20 protein-coding genes are annotated in these 23,615 nt (G+C 61.0%); 13 read left to right on the forward strand and 7 right to left on the reverse strand.

The genetic code is table 11. The features are described from left to right. Positions 1–135: 135 nt before the first annotated feature. Positions 136–1,650, reverse strand: a complete 1,515-nt coding sequence (locus KYK33_RS00560; protein ID WP_224431704.1) for a YifB family Mg chelatase-like AAA ATPase — start codon at positions 1,648–1,650, stop codon at positions 136–138. Between the two features lie 385 nt (positions 1,651–2,035). Here KYK33_RS00560 and ilvG point away from each other — a divergent pair, with 385 nt between their 5' ends. The 9 genes from ilvG to KYK33_RS00605 all read left to right on the forward strand — a co-directional run bounded on the left by ilvG (position 2,036) and on the right by KYK33_RS00605 (position 14,581). Continuing rightward, the gene (gene ilvG, locus KYK33_RS00565) at positions 2,036–3,682 is read left to right on the forward strand and encodes an acetolactate synthase 2 catalytic subunit (RefSeq protein ID WP_042039860.1); all 1,647 of its coding nucleotides are present in this window, start codon (positions 2,036–2,038) and stop codon (positions 3,680–3,682) included. Beyond that, on the forward strand, positions 3,679–3,978 hold the full coding sequence (ilvM, locus tag KYK33_RS00570; protein ID WP_396021372.1) for an acetolactate synthase 2 small subunit: 300 nt from the start codon (positions 3,679–3,681) through the stop codon (positions 3,976–3,978). The genes ilvG and ilvM overlap by 4 nt, the downstream gene beginning before the upstream one ends. A 12-nt stretch (positions 3,979–3,990) precedes the next feature. Beyond that, positions 3,991–4,923: a branched-chain amino acid transaminase gene (locus KYK33_RS00575; protein WP_224431705.1), complete on the forward strand. Its 933-nt coding sequence runs from the start codon at positions 3,991–3,993 to the stop codon at positions 4,921–4,923. A gap of 151 nt (positions 4,924–5,074) precedes the next feature. Further along, positions 5,075–6,916, forward strand: a complete 1,842-nt coding sequence (ilvD, locus tag KYK33_RS00580) for a dihydroxy-acid dehydratase (protein ID WP_224431706.1) — start codon at positions 5,075–5,077, stop codon at positions 6,914–6,916. A gap of 95 nt (positions 6,917–7,011) precedes the next feature. After that, entirely contained in the window at positions 7,012–8,532 is a 1,521-nt protein-coding gene (gene ilvA / locus KYK33_RS00585) for a threonine ammonia-lyase, biosynthetic (protein ID WP_224431707.1), read from the forward strand. A 254-nt stretch (positions 8,533–8,786) separates the two neighbouring features. Continuing rightward, positions 8,787–9,926 (forward strand): porin OmpA, encoded by a 1,140-nt coding sequence (ompA, locus tag KYK33_RS00590; protein ID WP_224431708.1) that lies wholly within the window; start codon positions 8,787–8,789, stop codon positions 9,924–9,926. A gap of 655 nt (positions 9,927–10,581) precedes the next feature. Further along, positions 10,582–12,138, forward strand: a complete 1,557-nt coding sequence (locus KYK33_RS00595; RefSeq protein ID WP_224431709.1) for an OmpA family protein — start codon at positions 10,582–10,584, stop codon at positions 12,136–12,138. 17 nt (positions 12,139–12,155) lie between these two features. Continuing rightward, a complete protein-coding gene (locus KYK33_RS00600; protein ID WP_224431710.1) occupies positions 12,156–13,745 on the forward strand; it encodes a hypothetical protein in 1,590 nt (529 codons plus the stop codon). 2 nt (positions 13,746–13,747) lie between these two features. After that, entirely contained in the window at positions 13,748–14,581 is an 834-nt protein-coding gene (locus KYK33_RS00605; protein WP_042039869.1) for a hypothetical protein, read from the forward strand. A 146-nt stretch (positions 14,582–14,727) separates the two neighbouring features. Here KYK33_RS00605 and KYK33_RS00610 read toward each other — a convergent pair whose 3' ends face one another. After that, entirely contained in the window at positions 14,728–15,189 is a 462-nt protein-coding gene (locus KYK33_RS00610) for an HPP family protein (RefSeq protein WP_449500921.1), read from the reverse strand. 87 nt (positions 15,190–15,276) lie between these two features. On the opposite strand from KYK33_RS00610, the gene KYK33_RS00615 reads away from it, so the two are divergent. The 3 genes from KYK33_RS00615 (at position 15,277) to KYK33_RS00625 (ending at position 17,542) form a co-directional block, all read left to right on the forward strand. Then, positions 15,277–15,885 carry a TetR/AcrR family transcriptional regulator gene (locus KYK33_RS00615; RefSeq protein ID WP_224432915.1) on the forward strand — a complete coding sequence of 203 codons (609 nt, stop codon included), beginning with the start codon at positions 15,277–15,279 and terminating at the stop codon, positions 15,883–15,885. Continuing rightward, the gene (locus tag KYK33_RS00620; RefSeq protein ID WP_224431711.1) at positions 15,882–16,628 is read left to right on the forward strand and encodes an SDR family oxidoreductase; all 747 of its coding nucleotides are present in this window, start codon (positions 15,882–15,884) and stop codon (positions 16,626–16,628) included. Before KYK33_RS00615 ends, KYK33_RS00620 begins: the two co-directional genes overlap by 4 nt. A gap of 191 nt (positions 16,629–16,819) precedes the next feature. Further along, the gene (locus KYK33_RS00625; protein ID WP_224431712.1) at positions 16,820–17,542 is read left to right on the forward strand and encodes a head GIN domain-containing protein; all 723 of its coding nucleotides are present in this window, start codon (positions 16,820–16,822) and stop codon (positions 17,540–17,542) included. Positions 17,543–17,664: 122 nt separating this feature from the next. Here the strand turns inward: KYK33_RS00625 and KYK33_RS00630 are convergent, their stop codons facing one another. The 3 genes from KYK33_RS00630 to KYK33_RS00640 form a co-directional block, all read right to left on the reverse strand. Then, the gene (locus KYK33_RS00630) at positions 17,665–18,171 is read right to left on the reverse strand and encodes a DinB family protein (RefSeq protein ID WP_224431713.1); all 507 of its coding nucleotides are present in this window, start codon (positions 18,169–18,171) and stop codon (positions 17,665–17,667) included. 92 nt (positions 18,172–18,263) lie between these two features. Beyond that, entirely contained in the window at positions 18,264–19,106 is an 843-nt protein-coding gene (gene fghA / locus KYK33_RS00635; protein ID WP_224431714.1) for an S-formylglutathione hydrolase, read from the reverse strand. 71 nt (positions 19,107–19,177) lie between these two features. Then, positions 19,178–20,305, reverse strand: a complete 1,128-nt coding sequence (locus KYK33_RS00640; RefSeq protein WP_224431715.1) for an S-(hydroxymethyl)glutathione dehydrogenase/class III alcohol dehydrogenase — start codon at positions 20,303–20,305, stop codon at positions 19,178–19,180. A 133-nt stretch (positions 20,306–20,438) separates the two neighbouring features. Here KYK33_RS00640 and KYK33_RS00645 point away from each other — a divergent pair, with 133 nt between their 5' ends. Next, positions 20,439–21,344, forward strand: coding sequence for a LysR substrate-binding domain-containing protein (locus KYK33_RS00645; protein ID WP_224431716.1), 906 nt, complete (start codon positions 20,439–20,441; stop codon positions 21,342–21,344). Positions 21,345–21,409: 65 nt separating this feature from the next. Here the strand turns inward: KYK33_RS00645 and KYK33_RS00650 are convergent, their stop codons facing one another. Continuing rightward, the gene (locus KYK33_RS00650; protein ID WP_042039878.1) at positions 21,410–22,375 is read right to left on the reverse strand and encodes an ABC transporter permease; all 966 of its coding nucleotides are present in this window, start codon (positions 22,373–22,375) and stop codon (positions 21,410–21,412) included. A 114-nt stretch (positions 22,376–22,489) separates the two neighbouring features. Beyond that, positions 22,490–23,608, reverse strand: coding sequence for an ABC transporter permease (locus tag KYK33_RS00655; protein WP_224431717.1), 1,119 nt, complete (start codon positions 23,606–23,608; stop codon positions 22,490–22,492). Positions 23,609–23,615: the final 7 nt, after the last annotated feature.

Below are 23,615 nucleotides of genomic sequence, written 5' to 3' on the forward strand. Positions count from 1 at the left end.
GGGCTTGGTTCCGTTTGCTGGCGAAAATTCGATTAAGTGGTCAGATGTGTCGCCATAATATCAGCCGTTCATGGGCGAGACCAAGGGGTGAGTGGTTTCTGTTTGAGGCTTAATCTGCGGAGGCAGCGCCCCTGTCTAGCCGCCGCGCAGTCTGCTCAGCAGCCTGTCCATGGCGCGATACCCCAGCGCCTCGACCAGATGTGCCTTCTCGATCTGGGTCTTGCCAGCGAGATCGGCCAGGGTGCGGGACACCCGCAGTATCCGGTGCCAGGCGCGGATGCTGAGGCCGAGTCGCTGGATGGCTGTCTCCAAAAAATCGGCATCTTGTGGTGATAACCGGCAAACGTCTTCGATTTCCCGGCTATCGAGCAGGTTATTCAGCTTGCCGCTGCGAGCCAGCATCCGATCGCGCGCCCCCAGTACCCTGTCGCGGATCTGGGCACTGGGTTCGCCGCGCTGGGCCTTGCCGGTCAGGCTGCCCTTGGGCAAGAGCGGCACCTCCACGGTGAGATCGAAGCGGTCGAGGAAGGGACCGGAGAGTCTGCCGAGATAGCGCAGTATCTGATCCGGACTGGCGCGGCTCAGACCGTCGCCGAAGTGGCCGCAGGGGCTGGGGTTCATGGCGCCAATCAGCTGGAAGCGGGCGGGAAAATCCACCTGGCGGGCGGCCCGGCTGATGGTGATATGGCCCGTCTCCAGCGGCTCGCGCAGGGCATCGAGCACTTTGCGCTCGAACTCGGGCAGTTCATCCAGGAAGAGCACACCATTGTGGGCCAGGGAGATCTCACCTGGCCTGGGGTGGCTGCCACCACCGACCAGGGCCACCGCCGAGGCGCTGTGATGGGGGGTGCGATAGGGTCTCTGGTGCCAGTGACCCTGTCTCGGGGTCAGACCGCCGATGGAGTGAATAGCGGCGGTCTGCTGGGCCTCCTCTTCGCTGAGCGGCGGCAGTATGCCGGGCAGACGACTGGCCAGCATGCTCTTGCCGGTGCCAGGCGGGCCGATGAACAGCAGATTGTGGCAGCCAGCCGCGGCTATCTCCAGCGCGCGTTTGGCCTGGGATTGACCTATCACATCCTGCAGATCCGCCACATCGGGCCTCTGGCTGTCGGGTTGAGAGAGTGGCAGCGGCAACTCATATTGGCCGGCGAGCCAGGCGGTCACCGCCAGCAGCTGGTGGGCACAGCGCACCTTGGCATTCTGGATGAGGGCGGCCTCGACCCCATTGGCGGTGGGCACCAGCAGGGTACGACCGGCATCGCGGCAGGCGAGCACGGCGGGCAGTACGCCGAGCACGGGCCGGATCTCGCCGGTCAGGGCCAACTCCCCCAAAAACTCATGATCGAGCAGGTATGTTGCCGGTATCTGCTTGGATGCGGCGAGAATGCCGAGAGCGATGGCCAGGTCGAAGCGACCCCCTTCCTTGGGCAAGTCTGCCGGGGCCAGATTGACGGTGATGCGCTTGGCTGGGAACTCGAAGTTGCCGTTGAGCAGGGCGCTGCGCACCCTGTCCCGCGACTCCTTCACCGAGGTCTCGGGCAGGCCCACGATATTGAAGGCGGGCAGGCCATTGGAGAGGTGAACTTCCACCGTCACTTGCGGTGCCTGGATCCCCAGGCTGGCACGACTATAAACCACAGCTAATGACATAAACCCCATCCTTGAGTTGAGTTATGTTCTGACTAACTGCAATTTGTCAGTGTTTTATACCAGCCGGATTCGACTGATATAGTTAAACTTAGTGGCTTGTAATGTAATAAATGCTTGCCTGATAAATTTCATCATGCTAGTTCTAATAGCCATTCGCGGTAACAGCCGCCCAGATTTCATCGGATTTTGTGGTAGTAACTATGAACATGGCTTCCCGTTTCGTCAGCATTATTGTGGTCCTAGTGGTGATTATTATCACACCGCTCGGGGCTCGTTTAGCTGCACGGAACAAGGGATAGACCCACTACCGGACAGAACGAAACAAGCGACCCCCGAGCCTCACGGCCCGGGGGTTTTTTTTCGACCAAGGAATAGGATTTTCTCCATGAACGGCGCGCACTATTTGGTACAGGCACTCAAGCAGCAGGGAGTCACCCAGGTGTTCGGTTACCCGGGCGGTGCCATCATGCCGGTCTACGATGCGCTCTATGACGGTGGTCTGGCCCATCAGCTCTGCCGCCATGAGCAGGGTGCCGCCATGGCCGCGGTGGGCTATGCCCGCGCCTCCGGTCAGGTCGGGGTCTGCATCGCCACCTCGGGTCCCGGCGCCACCAATCTGGTGACCGGCCTGGCAGAGGCGCTGCTCGACTCAGTGCCCCTGGTGGCGATCAGTGGCCAGGTAGCCTGCGCCGCCGTCGGTACCGATGCGTTTCAGGAAGTGGATGTGCTCGGCATGTCCCTCTCCTGCACCAAGCACTCCTTCATGGTCACGGACGTTGCCGAGCTGGGCCAAGTCATCGCCGAGGCTTTTGCCATCGCAACGGAAGGTCGCCCCGGCCCGGTACTCATCGATTTTCCCAAGGATGTACAACTGGCCGCCATGCCCCCACAACATCCCCAGCTTGCCGTGGACGAACCTGAGCCGCTCTGCCCGCAGGCCCTGGAAGCCGCCCGGGCGCTGCTCGCGGCGGCCGAGCGTCCGGTGCTCTACGTCGGCGGTGGCGTGGGCATGGCCAATGCGGAAGATCAGCTGCGCGCGTTCGCAGCAGTCACTGGCATGCCAGCGGTCACCACCCTCAAGGGAATTGGGGCGCTCGACCCCGACAGCCCCGTCTATCTCGGCATGCTCGGTATGCACGGCACCAAGGCGGCCAACTTCGCGGTGCAGCAGTGCGATCTGTTACTGGTGGTCGGTGCCCGTTTCGATGATCGGGTGACCGGCAAGCTTGACGAGTTCGCCCCCCATGCCAGGGTGGTCCATCTGGACGTGGACGCCGCCGAGTTCGGCAAGCGTCGCGCCGCCGAGGTGGGCATCAGCACCGATCTGAGACTGGTGCTGCCCGCCCTGGCCATGACTCTCGATATCACACCCTGGCGCGAACACTGTGCGAGCATGGCCCGCGAATATGCGTTTCGCTACGACCACCCGGGGCAGCCCATCTATGCGCCAGCCCTGCTCAAGCAGCTCTCGACGCTGCTGCCAGATAGCAGCGTGGTCGCCTGCGACGTGGGTCAGCACCAGATGTGGGTGGCCCAGCACATGCGCTTCACCAGCCCGCGCAATCACCTCTCCAGCGCCGGGCTCGGCACCATGGGCTTCGGTCTGCCCGCCGCCATCGGGGCCAAGATGTCCCGCCCGGAGGACGAGGTGGTGCTGGTGAGTGGTGACGGCTCCTTCATGATGAACGTGCAGGAGCTGGGCACCATACGCCGGGCCCAGCTCAAGGTGAAGATGGTGCTGATCGACAACCAGCGGCTCGGCATGGTGCGCCAGTGGCAGGAGCTGTTCTTCGACGGCCGCTACAGCGAGACCATCCTCTCCGACAACCCGGATTTCATCGCCCTGGCGGCCGCCTTTGGCATCCCCGGTGAAACCATCACCCGCAAGGATGAGATCGCCGGTGCCCTGGATCGCCTGCTCGGCAGCGAGAGCGCCTATCTGCTGCATGTCGCTATCTCAGAGGAAGAGAATGTCTGGCCCCTGGTTCCGCCGGGAGTCGCCAACCACAAGATGATGGAACAACGCCCATGAACTCGTCCCCCCTTGGCCTCAATACGGCTCCCCTGAGCCAGATCAACACCCTGGAGATCCACGCGACATCCAGGCCCGAAGTGATGGAACGCGTGTTGCGGGTGGTGCGCCACCGCGGCTTCCATCTCAAGGCCCTCAACATGGAGGCGAGCGCGGAGCAAGATTGCCAACAGCTGCGGATCACGGTTACTGTCGAGTCGACGCGTCCTATCGCACAGCTGTGGAGCCAGCTGGTCAAGCTGGTGGACGTCTCTCGGGTCGATGCACTGGAAGCGCAGCCCAGAATAAACCCATAAGGAGCAGCAAGCATGTCACAGGCCAACCACCCTCAATTCATCTGGTTCAACGGCAAGATGGTGCCCTGGCAAGATGCCCAGGTCCACGTCATGAGTCATGCCTTGCACTACGGCTCCTCGGTGTTTGAGGGGGTGCGTGCCTACGATACCCCCAAGGGCACCTGCATCTTCCGCCTGCAGGAGCACAGCCGCCGTTTGTTCGACTCCGCCAGGATCTACTGGATGAATGTGCCCTACAGCGAGGTCGAGGTGAACGAAGCCTGCCGTGCCGTGGTGCGCGAGAACGGCCTCAAGAGCGGCTACCTGCGTCCGCTGGCCTTTATTGGCAATGTGGGGCTGGGGCTGCATCCGCCGCTGGATGCCAAGGCGGATCTCATGGTCGCGGCCCTGCCATGGGGTGCCTATCTCGGCGAGGAGGGGCTCAAAAACGGGGTGGATGTGTGCGTCACCTCCTGGAGCCGGCTCGCACCCAACACCATCCCCACCGGCGCCAAGGCCGGCGGCAACTATCTGTCGTCCCAGCTCATCAGCCGGGAGGCAAAGCGCAACGGCTTCGCCGAAGGGCTGGCGCTGGACGTGAATGGTTATCTGAGCGAGGGGGCGGGGGAGAACCTCTTCCTGGTGAAAAATGGCGTGCTGTTCACGCCGCCCGCCACCGCCGCCATCCTGCCCGGCATCACCCGCGACACCATAATGACGCTCGCACGAGAGCTGGGTTACGAGGTGCGCGAGCAGGCGCTGCCCCGGGAGGCACTCTATGTGGCAGACGAGATCTTCATGACCGGCACCGCCGCCGAGGTGACCCCGGTGCGCTCGGTGGATCGGATGCAGGTCGGCGCCGGGAGCCGTGGCCCGGTGACCGAGCAGCTGCAAAATGCCTTCTTCGGCCTGTTCAACGGCCAGACCGAGGACAAATGGGGCTGGCTCACCCCGGTAAACGACTGACTGAGCATGAGCGGGCGACCCGGTCGCCCGCTTATGCTCGGACCAGAGTCGGCTATGGCAAGGGCAGATCCCTTGCCACAACCGATTCGAATTGACGGTTTCGCATCATTAATTTGCCCAGTTGGGCTCATGTATTCAGGGAGTAGAGACAATGCCGAAGTTGAGATCCGCCACCACCACCCACGGACGTAACATGGCCGGTGCCCGCGCCCTCTGGCGTGCCACCGGCATGACAGACGAGGACTTTGGCAAGCCCATCATCGCCGTGGTCAACTCCTTCACCCAGTTTGTACCGGGTCACGTGCACCTCAAGGATCTCGGCCAGCTGGTGGCCCGGGAGATCGAGGCCGCGGGCGGCGTTGCCAAGGAGTTCAACACCATAGCGGTCGATGACGGCATCGCCATGGGTCACGGCGGCATGCTCTATTCGCTGCCGTCCCGGGAGCTGATCGCCGACTCCGTGGAGTACATGGTCAACGCCCACTGCGCCGATGCCATGGTCTGTATCTCCAACTGTGACAAGATCACCCCGGGGATGCTGATGGCGGCGCTGCGCATCAACATACCGGTGATCTTCGTCTCCGGCGGCCCCATGGAGGCGGGCAAGACCAAGCTCTCCGATCAGATCATCAAGCTGGATCTGGTGGATGCCATGATCCAGGGGGCCGATCCCAAGGTCTCCGATGCCCAGAGCGATCAGATAGAGCGCAGCGCCTGCCCCACCTGTGGCTCCTGCTCCGGCATGTTCACCGCCAACTCCATGAACTGTCTGACCGAAGCCCTGGGGCTCTCCCAGCCGGGCAACGGCTCCATGCTGGCGACCCACGCCGATCGCGAGCAGTTGTTCAAGCTGGCCGGTCAGCGCATCGTCGCTTTGGCCAATCGCTACTACCAGCAGGATGACGAGAGCGCCCTGCCGCGCAACATCGCCACCAAGGCGGCGTTCGAGAACGCCATGGCCCTGGACATTGCCATGGGCGGCTCCACCAATACCGTGTTGCACCTGTTGGCGGCGGCCCAGGAGGGGGGGGTGGACTTCACCATGGATGACATCGACCGCATGTCCCGCCGGGTGCCCCAGCTCTGCAAGGTGGCGCCGTCCACCCAGAAGTACCACATGGAAGATGTGCACCGCGCCGGTGGCGTGGTGGCGATCCTGGGTCAGCTGGAAAAAGCCGGTTTGGTGCACGGCGATACCCGCAACGTGCTCGGCACCAGCTTGCTCGAGTTGCTGGAGCGCTATGATGTGAGCCGCACCCAGGATAAAGCGGTGCATGATTTTTACCGCGCAGGCCCGGCTGGCATCCGCACCACCAAGGCGTTCAGCCAGAGCTGTCGCTGGCCCGAGCTGGATCTGGACCGCGCCGAAGGCTGCATTCGCTCCCTGGATAATGCCTACAGCCTGGAGGGGGGCCTGGCCGTGCTGTCCGGCAACATCGCCCTCAATGGTGCCATCGTCAAGACCGCCGGTGTCGATGAAGAGAACCTCTGCTTCCGCGGCCCCGCCCGGGTGTTCGAGAGCCAGGACAGCGCGGTGGCGGGCATTCTGGACAGCACCGTCAAAGCCGGTGAAGTGGTGGTGATCCGCTACGAGGGCCCCAAAGGCGGCCCCGGCATGCAGGAGATGCTCTACCCCACCACCTATCTCAAGTCCATGGGGCTGGGCAAGGCGTGCGCCCTGATCACCGACGGTCGCTTCTCCGGCGGCACCTCGGGGCTGTCCATCGGTCACGTCTCCCCGGAGGCGGCCTCCGGCGGCACCATAGGGCTGGTGGAGGATGGCGACATCATCAACATCAATATCCCGGCCCGCACCATGGTGCTGGAGGTGGCTGACAGCGTACTGGCCGCTCGCCGCGCCGCCGTCGATGCCCGTGGCTGGAAGCCGCTGAATCGCCAGCGTCAGGTCTCCTATGCCCTGCGCGCCTACGCCATGCTCGCGACCAGTGCAGACAAGGGCGCGGTGCGCGACTTAAGCAAGCTGGAGGAGTGATGATGACGAATCATTTATGCAAAGTGCCGCTCGCCGCTGTCTATGCCGACAAGGGGTTGGTGTGGCGCGATCTCAGCAAGCTGGAGGGGTAAGCCATGGTCTCTGCGGCTGATTATCTACGCAAGATACTGCTCTCCCCAGTCTATGAGGCGGCGCGGGTGACCCCCTTGCAGACGTTGAAGAAGCTCTCCGAGCGGCTCGGCAACCATGTCTCCCTCAAGCGGGAAGATTTGCAGCCGGTGCACTCCTTCAAGCTGCGCGGTGCCTATCACAAGATTGCCACCCTGAGCGCCGAGCAGAAGGCCCGTGGTGTGGTGGCGGCCTCGGCTGGTAACCATGCCCAGGGGGTCGCCTTGTCGGCGGCCAAGCTCGACATCAATGCCATCATCGTCATGCCCAAGACCACGCCGGACATCAAGATAGATGCGGTGCGGGCCCAGGGGGGCAATGTGCTGCTGTTTGGCAACAGCTTCGACGAAGCCTATGCCGAGAGCCGTCGCCTGTCGGAAACCGAGGGTTACACCCTGATCCCGCCCTTCGACGACGTCGAGGTGATCGCGGGCCAGGGCACCATCGGCAAGGAGTTGCTGGAGCAGGACACTCACCTCACCCATGTGTTTGTCCCCGTGGGCGGCGGCGGCCTGGCCGCCGGAGTGGCGGTCTATATCAAGCAGCTGCTGCCAAATGTGAAGGTGATAGGGGTGGAAGCCGAGGGTTCCGCCTGCCTCAAGGCGGCGCTGGAGGCGGGCGAGCCGATCAATCTGGAGCGGGTCTCGCTGTTTGCCGACGGGGTGGCGGTCAAGCGCATCGGCACCGAGACCTTCCGGCTCTGCAACCAGTATCTGGACGAGGTGGTGACCGTCTCCAACGATCAGATCTGCGCGGCCCTGAAAGACATCTTCGACGACTGCCGCGCTATCGCCGAGCCGTCCGGTGCCCTCTCCCTGGCGGGGCTCAAGGCCTACAGTGAGCGGGAGCAGGTCAAGGGCGGCCGGATGGCGGCCATACTCTCTGGCGCCAACGTCAACTTCCACAGCCTGCGTTATGTGTCGGAGCGCTGCGAGATCGGCGAGAAGCGCGAGGGCATGCTGGCGGTGACCATACCCGAGCGCAAGGGGGCCTTCCTCGACTTCTGCCGCAACCTGGGATCGCGGATGGTGACCGAGTTCAACTACCGTTACTCCGATGCCGAGCAGGCCTCGCTGTTCGTGTCGGTGCGACTCACCGGCGGCGATGAAGAGTTGGGTCAGATCGAAGCCCATCTCAATGGCAACGGCTACCCCGTGGTCAATATGACGGACAACGAGCTGGCCAAGAATCATGTGCGTTACATGATTGGCGGCCGCCCTGCGCGGCCCCTTGGTGAACGGCTCTACAGCTTTAAGTTCCCGGAGCAGCCGGGCGCCCTGATGCGTTTTCTGGAGACCCTGGGCTGCCGCTGGAACATCAGCCTGTTCCACTATCGCAACCATGGCGCCGACTATGGTCGGGTGCTCTGCGCCTTCGAACTGCCGGACGAGGACGTGGCCGCCTTCCACGACTACCTGCGCGAGCTGGGTTACGGCTGGAAGGAGGTGAGCGAGGATCCCGCCTACCGGCTGTTCCTGGCGAACTGAATCCGGGGAACCCCATGAACAAGAGCGGGAGGCAGAGGCCTCCCGCTCTTTTTTGGGCCAGCCGCCACCTTGACCGCACGGGGACATGCTTTGTTTGTCAGCCAGTTCACACTCTGGGAGATCTGGTCGTTTGAGACCCGCTGCAGATGGGGTAGGCTGGTGACGGCGGCCCTGTACGGCGCCCGGCATCATGGCCTGGATAGCAGCCGTGACGCCTGATCCCAAGACCGATGACTCACGGAAGAGGCACCCACATGACAAAATCCCTGCTAGCTGCCCTGATTGGCTGCGCATGCATGACAGGTCTGGCCCAGGCTCAGGCCCTCGATAACAGCTGGTATCTGGGGGGAAAGGCCGGTTGGTCCCACTTCTACGGGGTCGATTACGACGGTCAGATCAAAGAGATCGTCGATCTTGTCGAACCGTACAAGCAGGAGAGTGACCTGGGGCTGGGTGGCTTCATTGGTTATCAGTTGAACCCGAATCTGGGCTTTGAGCTGGGTTATGACTGGCTAGGCAAGTACCAGCTGGACAAGTCCGCCTCCCAGGGCACCGAGTCGGCCAGGATCGATGGCGAGGCCAAGGCGCAGATGGTGCAGGCCACCATGAGAATCAGCCTGCCTGCCACCCCGGCGCTGGACATCTATGGCCGTTTGGGCGGCGCCTACGCCTGGACTGAAAGCGCTTTCTCTGCCAGCTATCAAGACGCAGCCAATCCCTCCAGCAATGCGTCATCTTCCAGTACCGGGCACAAGTACCATGGCGCAGCCTTCGTTGGCGCCCTCGGCGCCGAATACGCCTTCAATCCCAGTTGGGCGCTGCGCCTCGAATACCAATACACCACCCCCCTTGGCAATACCTCCCCTGGCGAGTCAGGCATAGAGCTGGATAACGGCCTGTTCGCCCTGGGGCTGGTCTACCGCTTCGGACAGGGGGGAGAGGAGGTGGTGGCGGCCAGTCCGGCACCGGCCGCGGTCGTCCCCGCCACCGTCATCATGCAGCAGCGTTTCACCCTGAGTTCGGATGTACTGTTCGAATTCAACAAGGCGAGCCTCAGGCCCGAGGCCAACCAGGCGCTGGACACCCTGTTCCAGCAGATAGTGGCGGCCAACCCCCAGGACGGCATAGCAACAGTGGTGGGTCACACGGATAGACTGGGCGCGGATGACTACAACCAGAACCTGTCCGAGCTGCGTGCCCGTTCCGTAGCCGATGCGCTGATCGGCCGTGGCTGGCCGGCAGAAAAGATGCAAGTGGAAGGGCGGGGCGAGCGGGAACCCATCACCGCCAACCAATGCAACAGTGGCAGCAAGTCTGAACTCATCGTCTGTCTGGCGCCGGATCGCCGGGTCGAGGTCAAGCTGAACGGCGTTGGCGAAGGGTCGCCGCAATAACCCATGAGAAAAACAGAAATAAGAGAGCGCCATACCGGTGCTCTCAGAATGACGAATGATGGAGGGTTAGTGTATTAGGAGTTGATGAATTTCCACGTGAGGCCATTTTTCATATTTTATGGTCCCGTTTATCTAGCCGTTAGCATCTAAACGGACGAGTAAAAATCAGGCAGCACGCATCATAGTTACCGTGAGAAAGTTCGTGACATCTTATCGAGGATGTCTAAATATTGAGGCTGCCACATTAATTAACATCTATTACATGTGCATTATTTATGCTCCTATTTAATCGCCGAAGCATTATCTAATCTATAAAAATTTCGGAGTGGCTCCCCCTTTGCCTGCAAACGACAACTTACTGTAAAATAAGATAATGCATGCAAGCTGATAAATTTAAATCGTTATGGTATCAGACGCCCCGTATGGGGGGTTTTCATAATTAATTTCATATATTTTCGATTTATTCACCTTCATTGGAGGGTGATATTTGTGCAGTAAATGCTGGCTTTGTCATTTATTTTCGCGAGCAGGTAAATCGTTTGGGTTGTCAAGGGAAATGATGAGTAAAAATGATGATATCTAATAAAACTGCAGTTTAGGCATTGGTTATGTGGCAGGACGCTGCTGACTGTAAATAAGTTAGGCAAGGAATAGTATGAATAAATCGTTTCGTCTTACCGCTCTTAGTTGTGCTTTTATGATTGCCGCTGGCTGCAGCTCGCAGCAGATGCAAGATTTCAATGCGACCGTCAACGATATTGGGAAAAATTATGGGATGCCCGTACTTTGCGGTGCAGGCATGATTGCTGGTGGCGTCACCGGGTATGCACTCAGTGGTAAAGACGGTGTAGTGGCAGGTGCTGCCATTGGCGGGGCCCTCGGCTGCGCCGCTGGATATGCATGGCAATCTCGGCTGCGTGAGCTGGACCGTATTGCTCAGGAAGAGAATCTCAAGATAACTACAGAACAGCTGACGCTCGCCGAGCCAACAGTGGTGACGGCTGTACCGCAGAATGCTGGCTTAGTCGCTCAGATCCCGGACACTGGTATGTTTGCGATTGGCTCTGAGCAGCTGACAGAGAGCGGCCAGCGCGTTGTGACGAAGTTAGCTCAGGTTTATGCCAAAGCTCAGACTACCGACCAAGCCGATGTGTCCAAAGAGCTTCAATCGCGTCGAATTCTCATCGTAGGTCACAGTGATGCGACTGGTCCTGCAGATTTGAATCAGAAATTGTCTGAACGCCGAGCTCAAACAGTCGGCAAGGTATTGGTGAAGGCGGGTATTCCTGCCACCTCTATTTATTACCAAGGAGCTGGTTCTTCTCGTCCCATTGCAGATAACAGCGATTTGCTGCTTCGTGGCCAGAATCGCCGGGTCGAGATCGTCGAACTCGCGAACGAACAGGCTCTGGTGATGCGGGCTCAGTCCGAAGAGGGCAATACCAGATATCTGCGTTATGGAGCTTCCGATACCGCCAAGCCTAATATGGCCGCGTCCAAATCGGCAGGCCAGCCCGCAAGCAGTCCAAGCAAGGTGGCGGGTTCTCAGAAAATAACGGCTAGTCAAGCCACCGCCAAACAAAGCTTACCTGACACCAACGTGGCCAAGACAGCACCCAAGACCAAGCCCGCCGTGGACTTTGGTGGCAGCCCGGCTGATGCCTATCAGTGGAATATGGCCCAGAATATCAAACCCAAGGCGAGTGGTTTTGCCCTAATCAGCAATGCTTATGCGAGTGACATGCCGATGTCGAGTTGTGAAGCGGATAAACCGCGCAGTGCTGGACAAGTGTTGAGCATGGCAAATGACAAGCCGCTTGAACGTCATGCCACCAAGGAGTACATGCCGGGCTACAACAACCGTGTCTGGGCCAATACCGTCAACGGTCATCTGGTGACTGTCTCTCCGGTTTCCATCTTGCGTGATAATGCCAAGGTCGATCGTCAGCCAATCCTGCAGGTTGTTCAGGGCTACAAGAGCTCAGGTCAGAAAAAGGCCCAAACCCTCAAGGCTGTGGCCAACACTTACGAAGGCGAGAGTGAAGTGCTTTACCGTGTCTTCGCCAGCGACCCCAAGGCATCTGTGTCCTGCATGGATCTTGTGTTCAGTAAAGGTAACGCCAAGGTAAGCCAAGGCGCCCTGTTCTATCCGTCTGGTTCAGAAGCCTACGTGGCTTCGTACATGCCAATCCCCGCCACCAATTCCAAGTAAGAAAACGGAGTACCTTAGTGGAAGATTTCTCTCTGGCAGCGCTTAAAGCGTTGATCCTCGCCAATCAAATGCTGACTGTTGGCATTATTTCATTTCTTTTGAGCGCCGTTGCGGTGTGGAAGCACTGGGAAAATGTGTCCTACTTCCTGATCCGGGTATGGCACAGCCTTCCTCTGATTGGCACTGTTGCTCGCCTTTCGCGCAAACCGGCCTCTGTCGATGGGGATGGCTGGATAAACCACGAAGTGACCCTGTCGAATGTGTACTACCGCGAATATAAAAAATATATGAAAGGCCCGGAGGCTTACAACGCCTCCTTGGACTACTTGGCAAAGGCAGGGGAGGCTGGCCGTTCCCCGCGTCCTGCGTGGGTGCTTATTTTGGTATTGGTTTTGGTAGTAGTCGAGGCCATGGGGTTTGCCTATGTGCTTGCAGGCTGGATGAACATGGATGCCTCAACCAATGATCGTCACTTGCTGACGGCAGGTGCTGCGCTCTTGCTTGCTGTTGTGTCGGCACTCTTAGCGGAAGTTGCTGGGCACTCTCTGCATCATAATGGTCTGATTGCCCGTGCTCGTCATTGGTGGCAAGGTGAAGAACCTTCCAAACGCTCTCGTACCCTGAAGGCCAACAAAGCGATCAATCTGGAGGATTCCTTCTCGGACTCTGACAAACCGGATTATGAGCAGCTATTGGCCCGCCTGAAGGATGTAAACTCAGGCGTGACTCGCAAGTTCTTCTGGTTGGCTGTCTGTGCGGCTTTTGTTACCTCTATGGCTGTGGGGGCCTTCGTGGTTCGTTCTGCCACCCTAGACAGTATCGAAACCGAGATGGTTAACAGTATGCGTGCAGAAGTGACTGCACAGAATGACAGCAGTATTGGTTCGCCGTTTGATCTGCCGGAGGAGTCACAAGCCATTAACAGTGAGGCTGACGAGGCCACCATTGAAGACAAAATGCAGGCCATCCGTGAAGCTAGCCTGACGACGTACGTCATGTTGTCACTGATCTACATCGCTATCCAAGGCATCAGTATCTGGCTTGCCAGCAAATACTACTTTGCGGGAACGCACTCCCAGGCAGCTTGGCGCTTGACCCACGAGTATGCCACTGCCGAGGAAATGCTGGACGCAATGGATCAGCAGCGAACGGCCATTGCCAGCCATGCTGATGATAAGCTGCGCCGTCTTCAGACCTTGCTGTCTAGCCGTGACCACACCAACTCAGGTGTGTTGGGTGCACTGGAAGGGGAAAATTCTGCCCATCGCAACTTTTTGGCCTTTGTTAAGTTCAAGGCGGGCAAAGTATCGTCCAGGCCAACCACCCAAGCGGTACAGGTAGAGCAAGCCACTCAGCTGGCCCCTGTGGTACCAGCAGCACCTCAAGCTGAGATTGTCCCAATCCCTGTGCCTGTTGCAGCAGTCCCGACCCAGGTAGTATCCGATATCAAGGCATCCGATTTTCATGATGTCACCGGTTTACCTGAGGAAAATCTAGCCGCAGCCAGTCGCGCACTGGGGGTGGATGAAGCTCAACTGCGTGATATCCGTGAGCAGCAAATGGCCCTCAAGACCCTCGGCCTGTTCCCAACCAAGCAGAGTGCCTAATCGTGAAAATCACCAAGCTATTACTACTGGCGTTGACGCTGCCCTGCGCAGCCTTGGCCGCCGACCGTAACGATATGCAGAGCTGCTATGAACGCAATGGCCTGACCGATATCAAGCCTGCGGGTAGCGGTCGCGAGCTGGTGGTCATCATCGACCAGACCATTCCTATGCCTGATGATCTGCAACGTAGCAGTTGGGGGCAGATCGATCGGTTCGTACAGACCGGTGATCGCGTCAAGCTCTATACCTTCTCCGCCTTCTTACCTGGCGAATACCTTCGCCTGGCCTACGCAGGACAACTGGATATGCCGTTGGAGGGGGAGATCCGGGATGATGTCAGCATGCGCAAGTTGCGCAGCCTGGACACCTGCCTGGCGACACAGACAAAGGTCTTTCGTAGCGGCTTTGGCAAGCAGTTCGTGAAAGCATTGCGTGAAGCTCGTCAGGACATCCCAAAGAGCGAGATCATGAACTCTCTGCGTAAAGTGGGTGAGGATATGAGGATGGAGCAAGGGATCAGCGATCGTGTTGTGTTCCTGATTTCGGACATGCTTGAGCATTCTGATTACACCAGCTTCTACGCGACTAACAAGATCAAGCAGTTGAATGTGAGCGATGAGCTCAAGCTGGCAAAGAGCAAGGCGCTGTTTGCTGATTTGCAGGGCGCCCGGGTCTATGTTGCTGGCGCAGGACTAGTGACTGACTCGGTGAAGCATGCTTATCGCTCCGGCAAGACCATGGATGCACTCGGCGACTTCTGGTTCCAGTATTTTGAAGGCTCAAATGCGGCACTTTCAAATTTTGGCACCCCAAGCCTCAGCACTGACCTGCGCTGACACTAATAGCGTATTGGTAGTGGGATGCCCATTGGGGAGCCCCTCATTACCCTGCGCAATTAGGTCTGTATCAGATTAACAAGGTTAAAAACCAGAAGAGACAAAGCAGGGAGGCCAAGCCTCCCTGTTTTGTTGCGTGGTCGGCGTCAGGCCAGGGCCGGAGCTGGCTTGCGGCTCAGCCGACGATATCCTGCGGCGATCACTATCAACAGCAGGGCGCCGGGCAGCACCGTCTGCCAGAGGAAGGGCCAGGACTGGGCCGTGAGCAACACCAGCAGCGGATTGGCACCCGCGGGGGGATGTATCAGCCCCAGCCCTTGCATCAGCGCGATGGCGAGCCCCACGCCGAGGGCCAGCTTGATCTCCAGTGGCAGGGGCAACCCCTGCACCAACAGACCCACTGCGGCGGCGAGCAGGTGACCACCCAGCACGTTTTGCGGGCGCGCGAGCGGGCTCTGTGGCAGGGAGAACAGCAACACGCAGCTCGCCCCAAAAGGTGCCATCAGCAGGGTCAGCTGCCAACCCAGATCCAGCCAGCCAAGCAGGGCTATGGCCAGACTGGCCCCCAGTCCCGCCAGCAAGGCGTTTTGCCATCGTTTCCATTCCATCTCTGTTCTCCTGATGTGTTGCGGGTGCCTTGACCCAGGTTGAGACATTAGGTAGACAGATCGGTGTACTTCAAGGGGGAATGGATGATGAGCGAGAAACGGCAGCAATTGATGGCGACCGCCTACCGGCTGTTCAACCGCCATGGCTTTCACGCCACCGGCATAGATCGCATCTGGGCAGAGGCGGGCAGCACCAAACGTACCCTCTATCGCCACTTTCCCACCAAGGATGCCCTGATCGAAGCCGTCCTGACGGCCCGCGATGTCGAATTCTTTGCCCTGCTCGACACCAGACTGGCCGGTGTCTCCGGCCGTGAGGCCAGGTTGGAGGCCCTGCTCGATGGTTTCGCCGACTGGTTTGGCCGCAGTGATTTCTACGGCTGCAACTTTATCAATGCCAGCGCCGAGTTTGGCGATCCGCGCCACCCGGTACGCAAGCTGGTGGCGGCGCACAAGCGTGCCCTGCTGCTGTGGGTGAGTCAGAACCTGGACTGTGATGAGCAGGTCGCGACCAGGCTCTGCCTGCTGCTGGAGGGAGCGGTCGTGATGGCGCACAGCTATCAGCAGGCTGAGGCGTTGAGTCAGGTTCGCCCCCTGGCATGGGCCCTGCTCGGCCAGTCCCTGGGGGAAACAGGGCCATGTCATGGCAGGATGGCAAACAAGATCAATGAGTTAACGACAAGGAGTCCAGAATGAGCAAGGTGGCACTGATCACGGGGGCGAGTCGCGGCATAGGGGCCGCCACCGCCCGGTTATTGGCGCAGCAGGGGTACAGGCTCTGTCTCAACTATCTGCGCGAAGCGGCCCGCGCCGAGGCGCTGGCCGAAGCGTTGAGGGCCCAGGGGACCGAAGTGATCACCATAGGGGCCGATCTCGCCGAGGAGGGGGAGGTGGTGCGGCTGTTCCAGACCCTTGACGCGCACTTCGGCGGCCTCGATGCCCTGGTCAACAATGCGGGCATCTTGCTGCCCCAGAGCCGGGTCGAAGATCTCGACGCCGCCCGCATCAACCGTTTGTTGACCACCAATGTCACCAGCCAGTTTCTCTGCTGCCGGGAGGCGGTGCGGCGCATGTCCCATCGCCACGGTGGCCGGGGTGGCGCCATCGTCAACGTCTCCTCGGCGGCGGCCCGGCTGGGCTCGCCCCATGAATATGTGGACTATGCCGCCAGCAAGGGAGCCATAGACACACTGACCCGGGGCTTGTCACTGGAGGTGGCGGGAGAGGGGATCCGGGTCAACGGCGTGCGGCCCGGCTTTATCCACACCGAGATGCACGGGGATGGCGGCGAGCCGGACAGGGTGGCCCGCCTGGCGCCCCAGATCCCCATGGGGCGCGGGGGTGAGCCGGTCGAGGTCGCCGCCGCCATTCGCTGGCTGCTGAGCGATGAGGCGTCCTACGTCACCGGTGCCTTCATCGATCTCGCAGGGGGGCGCTGAGGCGCGATCCCCCGCATGGGGTTGGTCAAGCTGACCGATTTGTGGTCTGTATGACTCTTTAATGGCCCATGGAATGCGACGGTTTAAGGGTCTTTTTTATATAAATCAGTCTGTTATGTTTTGGCATAAGGATTGCGATAAAGGGGCAAGGGAGAGGCCCATGGGGGCCCCTGGCAGCAAGGATGAACAAGATGAAACAGATAATGGCCATGGTACTGGCATTGGGGCTGGCGGGGTGCAGCTGGCAAGACGATGAGATAGTGCGAGGCCAGGGCTCCCCGGTCGTTCAGCAGCTGCCCCTTGGCGACAGGATCGACAGCATATTGGCCGTGGTGCCAGCGGACATCACCCTGGTACCCGGCACGCAGCGCGGGATCCGGTTGGAGGGGCAGGAAAATCTCTTGCCCTATCTGACCTTCAGCGAGAGTGGCCGCAAGCTGGAGATAGAGGTCAAGGAGGGTTACCGCCTCGACCCCGGCGAGCGACTCAAGGTGACCATCACGCTGCCTGCCCTGCGGGCATTGGCGCTGGCGGGCAGCGGCCGGGGCGAGATCGGCGCCTTCGAGGGAGATGAACTGAGCCTCTCCCTGGCGGGGTCGGGGGGGATCCGCGCCAACCGACTGGCGATGAAGCGCCTGGAGGGCAACATCGCCGGCTCAGGGGATCTCGAGCTGATCCAGGGTCATGCGGACAGCCTCACCTTCAACATCGCTGGCTCCGGCGGCATAGAGGCTGCGGAGCTGGTGGCGCGGGAGGTCGAGATCAATATCGCTGGCAGCGGTGATGTGGCGGTACATGCCGCGCAGAGGCTGACAGCTACCATCGCCGGTTCCGGCAACATCGACTACTGGGGGAGCCCCGAGATAGAGAGCGAGATCCTGGGGTCGGGACAACTGGTGCGCCAGGGCGGCTGAACGCCAGGCTGGATGTGGATGCAACAGGGCCCTGATGGGCCCGTTTCGTTCATTGTGCCTGCCCATCAGGGGAGGGCGAGCCCTGCCTGCGTCGTCCCCCTGCCCTGTGGCTGCATGGCGGTTCAGACGAGGGGAAGCTGTAGCTCCCTGTCGGCGTTGAGCCGCATCAGCAGCCACTGCATCCCGGCGAGGTGCTGGTGGTCATGACTGACCAGCAGGCGCACCAGGCCATCCAGGGTGATCTCCCCATAGTTGCCATAATGGGCCCGTCGCCCCCAGGCCGAGGGGGGCAGCCCCTGGAGCCAGGTGACTGTGTGAGTGCGGGCGGCGCGAAAGCGGGCCAGTTGCACGGCGGGATCCTGATGGGGATAGTCATTGTCCTGGGCCAGCTGATAGCCATCGAGGGACGCCAGCTCGGGCCGGGTCTCCTCCAGGGTGCGCATAAAGCGCACCTGATAGCCTTGCGTCTCTATGTCCAGCAGGTGGCAGAGGTGGCCCAGAGCCGAGAAACGCTCGGAGGGGATGCCGGCCCAGTTGGCCGGCTCCCAGTTCAGGTACTCGGCGGGGATGTGGCGCAGCAGGCGGTCAAACTGATCCGGCATGGCCGATAGCGTGGCGAAGATAGACATTCTGAACTCCTGTTCTGTGATGCTCCATTGGGTCGTGAGCAAGCGGCTATCCAATCAATGGCTCAGGCCCGGATGGGGCCTGAGCATGGTAGTCACTCGGTCAGATGCTCGGCGTGAAAGCGCAGGTGCGCTTCGATGAAGCTCGCCACGAAGAAGTAGCTGTGATCGTAGCCAGCATGACGGTGCAGTTCCAGAGGCCACGCTTTGGCCTCGGCGGCTTCCGCCAGGGCATCGATACCGAGCTGCTCGTCGAGGAAGGGATCGTCCAGGCCGACATCGACCCGGGTGGGCAGCGCCTGGCAATCATGATGACGCAGCAGCTGGCAGCTATCCCACTCCTGCCACAGCAAGGGGTTGTTGCCGAGATAGGCACCGAGGGCCTTCTGGCCCCAGGGGCAGCGACTCGGGTGGCTGATTGGGCTGAAGGCCGACACCGAGCGGTAGCGGCCCGGCTCGCGCAGGGCGGCGATCAGGGCACCATGACCTCCCATGGAGTGACCGCTGATGGCGCGGCGATTCGAGATGGGGAAGTGGGTCTCGATGAGGGCGGGCAGCTCCCGGGTGACGTAGTCATACATCTGGTAATGCTCGCGCCAGGGGGACTGGGTGGCGTTGACGTAAAAACCCGCGCCCTTGCCGAGGTCGTAACCGGCATCGTCGGGCACCTGTTCACCCCTGGGGCTGGTGTCCGGTGCCACCAGGGCGATGCCCAGTTCGGCGGCGATGCGCTGGGCACCGGCTTTTTGCATGAAATTCTCGTCGGTGCAGGTGAGCCCCGAGAGCCAGTAGAGCACGGGTACCTTCTGGCCGGTCAGGGCCTGAGGCGGCAGATAGACGGCGAAGCGCATCTCGCAGCCGAGCAGGTTCGATTCGTGACGATACTGCTTGTGCCAGCCATCGAAGCTCTTGTTGCTGGCGATGATATCTAACGACATCTGGGATCTCCTGCGCCATAGGGCGCCTGGGATGAACGAATAGGGGCGGGGATGACCCCGCCCCTGCTGACTCAGTAGTGGATGACGGTGCGGATGCTCTTGCCTTGGTGCATCAGCTCGAACGCCTCGTTGATCTGCTCCAGCGCCATGGTGTGGGTGATGAAGTCATCCAGCCGGAACTCACCCTGCATGTAGCGCTGCACATAGCTCGGCAGCTCGCTGCGACCGCGTACCCCACCGAAGGCGCTGCCGCGCCAGACCCGGCCGGTGACCAGTTGGAACGGACGGGTGCTGATCTCCTGACCGGCCCCGGCCACCCCGATGATGACCGACTCGCCCCAGCCCTTGTGGCAGCACTCGAGCGCCGCGCGCATCACCTTGACGTTGCCGATGCACTCGAACGAGAAGTCGACGCCGCCGTCGGTCATCTCGACGATCACCTCCTGAATGGGCTTGTCATAGTCGTTCGGGTTGATGCAGTCGGTGGCGCCGAGCTTGCGGGCAAGCGGAAACTTGCTCTCGTTGATGTCGATGGCGATGATGCGACCGGCCTTGGCCAGACGGGCGCCGATCACGGCGGAGAGGCCGATGCCCCCCAGCCCGAAGATGGCGACGCTCTCACCCTCTTTGACCTTGGCGGTGTTCATCACGGCGCCTATGCCGGTAGTGACGCCGCAGCCGAGCAGGCACACCTCTTCCAGGGGCGCGGCCGGGTCCACCTTGGCGATGGAGATCTCGGGCAGCACAGTGTATTCGCTGAAGGTGGAGGTGCCCATGTAGTGATAGATGGGCTGACCATTGCAGGAGAAACGGGTGGTGCCGTCCGGCATCAAGCCCTTGCCCTGGGTGGTGCGGATCTTCTGGCACAGGTTGGTCTTGCCGGATTTGCAGAACTTGCACTCGCCGCATTCGGGGGTGTAGAGCGGGATCACGTGATCGCCGACCTTGACGCTGGTAACCCCCGCGCCGACGGATTCGACGATGCCGCCGCCTTCATGACCCAGGATGCAGGGGAAGACCCCTTCCGGATCTTCACCGGACAGGGTGAAGGCATCGGTGTGGCAGACGCCGGTGGCAACAATGCGTACCCGTACTTCACCGGCCTGGGGAGGCATCACCTCAATCTCTTCGATGGAGAGGGGCTGACCCGGACCCCAGGCGATGGCGGCCTTGCACTTGATGCTCTGTACCTGTGCCATAAAGACTCCTCTGGTTGTGCGCGTTGGCGGATGAAATAAAAAGAGGGTCTGCTGACCCGAACCTCAGTGTAGTTTCCCGCTGATTTGGTGATAATGGGGTCAAATATCAAATCACTTTTACACATAGGTAATAATGTTCGGTTGGGAAGGGGTCTGTGAATTTGTCAGCGTGGCGGAGCAGGGGGGCTTTACCCCGGCGGCCAGAGAGCTGGGGGTGTCGGTGGCCCAGGTCAGCCGTCAGGTGGCGCAGCTCGAAGACAGGCTGCAGGCCAAGTTGCTGCTGCGCACCACTCGTCAGGTGCGGCTCACCGAGCTTGGCGAGATCTATTACCGCCACTGCCGTCAGCTGCTCGACAACCTCTACGAAGCCGAGCTGGCCCTGGGACGGCATCAGGCCCAGCCCCAGGGGTTGCTGCGCATCACGGCCCCCGTCTCCTATGGCGAGAGCCGCATCGCCCCCCTGGTCAACGACTTCATGGTGCGCTACCCGGCCCTGGAGGTGACCCTCAACCTCACCAATCAGCTGCTGGATCTGGTGCACGATGGTTACGATCTGGCGATCCGGCTCGGTCACCTCAAGGATTCGAGCCTGGTGGCGCGCCGTCTGGCAGGGCGGGTGCCCTATGTGTGTGCCTCTCCGGGCTACACGGCGAGTCGGGGCATGCCCAACAGCCTCTCGGAATTGAGCCGCCACACCTGCCTGCTCGGCAACGGTGACGAGTGGCACTTCACCCTGGATGGCCGCCCGTACAGCGTGCGGGTGCGCGGCCTGCTCAAGTGCAACAGCGGCCATGCCCTGATGGATGCGGCCCTCAAGGGGATAGGCATAGTGCAATTGCCCGATTACTACGTCAGCGATCACCTGGCCGCCGGCCGCCTCATCGAGTTGCTGCCCGAGATGCGGGCCCCTGAAGAGGGGATCTGGGCCCTCTACCCGCAGAATCGTCACCTCTCCCCCAAGGTGCGACTGTTGGTGGACTATCTGGCCGAGCGACTCGGCCAGCCCGGCCAGCCTTCCCTGGCCCCGCCCATCGGCTGAGTTGCTCCCACAAGAAAGGGCCCTGATGGGCCCTTTCTTGTGTCGGTTGTGTGGGATGTGCGCGGCTATTCTCGCTCCTTCACATAGGGGGTGCCGAGCGCCTTGGGGGCCACTGCCTTGCCGATGAAGCCGGCCAGCAGGAACACGGTCAGCACATAGGGCAGCGCCTCTATGGCCTGCACCGGGATCGGGAAGTCACCGATACTGACCCCCTGCAACCGGATGGCGACCGCGTCGAGGAAGCCAAACAGCAGACAGGCCGCCATGGCACTCCAGGGACGCCACTTGCCGAACACTAGGGCGGCCAGCGCCATGAAGCCCTTGCCCGCGCTCATGTTGGGGATGAACTGGGCGGTCTGGGCCACCGCCAGGTAGGTGCCGCCAATACCCGCCAACAGGCCGCCGATGATGAGCGCCGTGTAACGCATCTTCACCACTGAGATACCAGCGGTATCCACGGCGGCCGGGGCCTCGCCCACCGCCCGCAGCCGCAGGCCGAAGCGGGTACGGAACAGCACCCACCAGGCCAGGGGCACGCAGGCAAAGGCCACGTACTCCAGCAGGGAGTGGCCGCTCAGCAGCTCGCTGTAGAGCTGGCCGATGACGGGCACGTCATAGAGCTCCTTGGCGTAGGGCAGGTCGATGGGGGCGAAGCGGGCCGCGCCGGACAGCGCCGGGGTCTGGCCGCCCTGATCGAACCAGTAACGGCCGAGGGTGACGGTCAGACCGGCTGCCAATATGTTGATGGCCATGCCGCTCACCACCTGATCGCCGCGATGGGTGATGGTGGCGAAGCCGTGCAGCAGGGCAAACAGGATGGCGACGCCAGCCCCGGCGCCCAGGCCTATCCAGGCGGAGCCTGAGACAGCGGCCGCCGCGCCGCTGGCGAAGGCGGCAGCCAGCAGCTTGCCCTCCAGGGCAATATTGACCACACCGGCGCGCTCGCAAAACATCCCCGCCATGGCCGCCAGGATCAGCGGCGGCGCGGTGCGGATGGTGGCGTCCAGCATCAATATCAGTGTCTCAAACATGATGTGGACTCCCTTCGACTCGCAAAACATGTCTGTCATTCATGGCCGCCAGGATCAAGGGTGGCGCTGTACGTATGGTGGCATCCAGCATCAGGATCAGTGTTTCAAACATGGTCAGACTCCCTTGACTTGCGCGGTGGAGCGGTTGGCAATGGCCAGATAGGCCTGCTCGATGCGCGGGCGCAGCATGTGCTCCAGGGCGCCGCAGAACAGGATCACCAAGCCTTGCAGCACCACAACTATGTTGCGATCCACCCCGAACTCGAAGCTGAGCTCGGCGCCCCCCTGATAGAGGAAGCCGAACAGCAGACTGGCGATAATGACGCCGACCGGATGGTTGCGGCCCATCAAGGCCACCGCGATGCCGGTGAAGCCGAAGCCTTCCACGAAGTTGAGCTTGATCTGGTGCAGTTCCCCCTGCAGCACGTTGAGGGCGAAGAAGCCCGCCAGCATGCCGGAGATCACCATGGCCAGGATCACCACCTTGGGATAGGAGATGCCCGCATAGGCGGAGGCCGAGGCGCTGGCGCCCACCGCGCGGATCTCGTAACCCCAGCGGCTATGCCAGATAAAGACCCATACCAGGGCCGCGCAGATCAGCGCCCAGAAGAAGCTGATGTTGAGGGGGCTGGTGGACATCTCAATCCCCATGCCGGCCGCCAGCTCGCTCATCTTCGGCAGCCAGCTGTTGATGGCGAACACCTTGCTCTCGGTGGCCATGGAGCCCGCCGGTTTGAAGACATCGACCAGCAGGTAAGCCATCAGGGAGGCGGCGATGAAGTTGAACATGATGGTGGTGATGACGATGTGACTGCCCCGCTTGGCTTGCAGCCAGGCCGGGATGAAGGCCCAGGCTGCGCCAAACAGGCCACCGGCGATGATGGCCAGCGGCACCAGCAAGATAGGTGGCAAGAGGTCGCCGAGCAGCAGGCAGACCAGCCCGACCCCCAGGCCGCCGATATAGGCCTGCCCCTCACCGCCGATGTTGAACAGCCCGGCGTGGAAGGCCACCGCCACCGCCAGACCGGTGAAGATGAAGCCGGTGGCGTAATAGAGGGTGAAACCTATTCCCTCGCCGGTGCCAAAGGCGCCGTACCACATGATCTGGGCGGCCTCGAGGGGCTTGATGTCCAGGTAATAGAACAGGATGGCGGAGACCAGGAAGGCCAGCCCTATGTTCATGACCGAGAGGACGCCGACCGATACCCAGGCCGGAACGCGTTGTTGACTCATGATTGGC

Origin of the sequence: Aeromonas rivuli (genome assembly GCF_020149575.1) — a bacterium.
Taxonomy (GTDB): domain Bacteria; phylum Pseudomonadota; class Gammaproteobacteria; order Enterobacterales; family Aeromonadaceae; genus Aeromonas; species Aeromonas rivuli.

Bases quoted from the DNA above. Each gene is read 5' to 3' on its own strand.
- ilvA (WP_224431707.1), top strand. From the start codon at position 7,012: ATGGTCTCTGCGGCTGATTATCTACGCAAGATACTGCTCTCCCCAGTC.
- ilvD (WP_224431706.1), top strand. From the start codon at position 5,075: ATGCCGAAGTTGAGATCCGCCACCACCACCCACGGACGTAACATGGCC.
- fghA (WP_224431714.1), bottom strand. From the start codon at position 19,106: ATGTCGTTAGATATCATCGCCAGCAACAAGAGCTTCGATGGCTGGCAC.
- KYK33_RS00645 (WP_224431716.1), top strand. From the start codon at position 20,439: ATGTTCGGTTGGGAAGGGGTCTGTGAATTTGTCAGCGTGGCGGAGCAG.
- KYK33_RS00620 (WP_224431711.1), top strand. From the start codon at position 15,882: ATGAGCAAGGTGGCACTGATCACGGGGGCGAGTCGCGGCATAGGGGCC.
- ilvM (WP_396021372.1), top strand. From the start codon at position 3,679: ATGAACTCGTCCCCCCTTGGCCTCAATACGGCTCCCCTGAGCCAGATC.
- KYK33_RS00625 (WP_224431712.1), top strand. From the start codon at position 16,820: ATGAAACAGATAATGGCCATGGTACTGGCATTGGGGCTGGCGGGGTGC.
- ilvG (WP_042039860.1), top strand. From the start codon at position 2,036: ATGAACGGCGCGCACTATTTGGTACAGGCACTCAAGCAGCAGGGAGTC.
- KYK33_RS00615 (WP_224432915.1), top strand. From the start codon at position 15,277: ATGAGCGAGAAACGGCAGCAATTGATGGCGACCGCCTACCGGCTGTTC.
- ompA (WP_224431708.1), top strand. From the start codon at position 8,787: ATGACAAAATCCCTGCTAGCTGCCCTGATTGGCTGCGCATGCATGACA.
- KYK33_RS00575 (WP_224431705.1), top strand. From the start codon at position 3,991: ATGTCACAGGCCAACCACCCTCAATTCATCTGGTTCAACGGCAAGATG.
- KYK33_RS00595 (WP_224431709.1), top strand. From the start codon at position 10,582: ATGAATAAATCGTTTCGTCTTACCGCTCTTAGTTGTGCTTTTATGATT.
- KYK33_RS00610 (WP_449500921.1), bottom strand. From the start codon at position 15,189: ATGGAATGGAAACGATGGCAAAACGCCTTGCTGGCGGGACTGGGGGCC.
- KYK33_RS00650 (WP_042039878.1), bottom strand. From the start codon at position 22,375: ATGTTTGAGACACTGATATTGATGCTGGACGCCACCATCCGCACCGCG.
- KYK33_RS00640 (WP_224431715.1), bottom strand. From the start codon at position 20,305: ATGGCACAGGTACAGAGCATCAAGTGCAAGGCCGCCATCGCCTGGGGT.
- KYK33_RS00560 (WP_224431704.1), bottom strand. From the start codon at position 1,650: ATGTCATTAGCTGTGGTTTATAGTCGTGCCAGCCTGGGGATCCAGGCA.
- KYK33_RS00630 (WP_224431713.1), bottom strand. From the start codon at position 18,171: ATGTCTATCTTCGCCACGCTATCGGCCATGCCGGATCAGTTTGACCGC.
- KYK33_RS00655 (WP_224431717.1), bottom strand. From the start codon at position 23,608: ATGAGTCAACAACGCGTTCCGGCCTGGGTATCGGTCGGCGTCCTCTCG.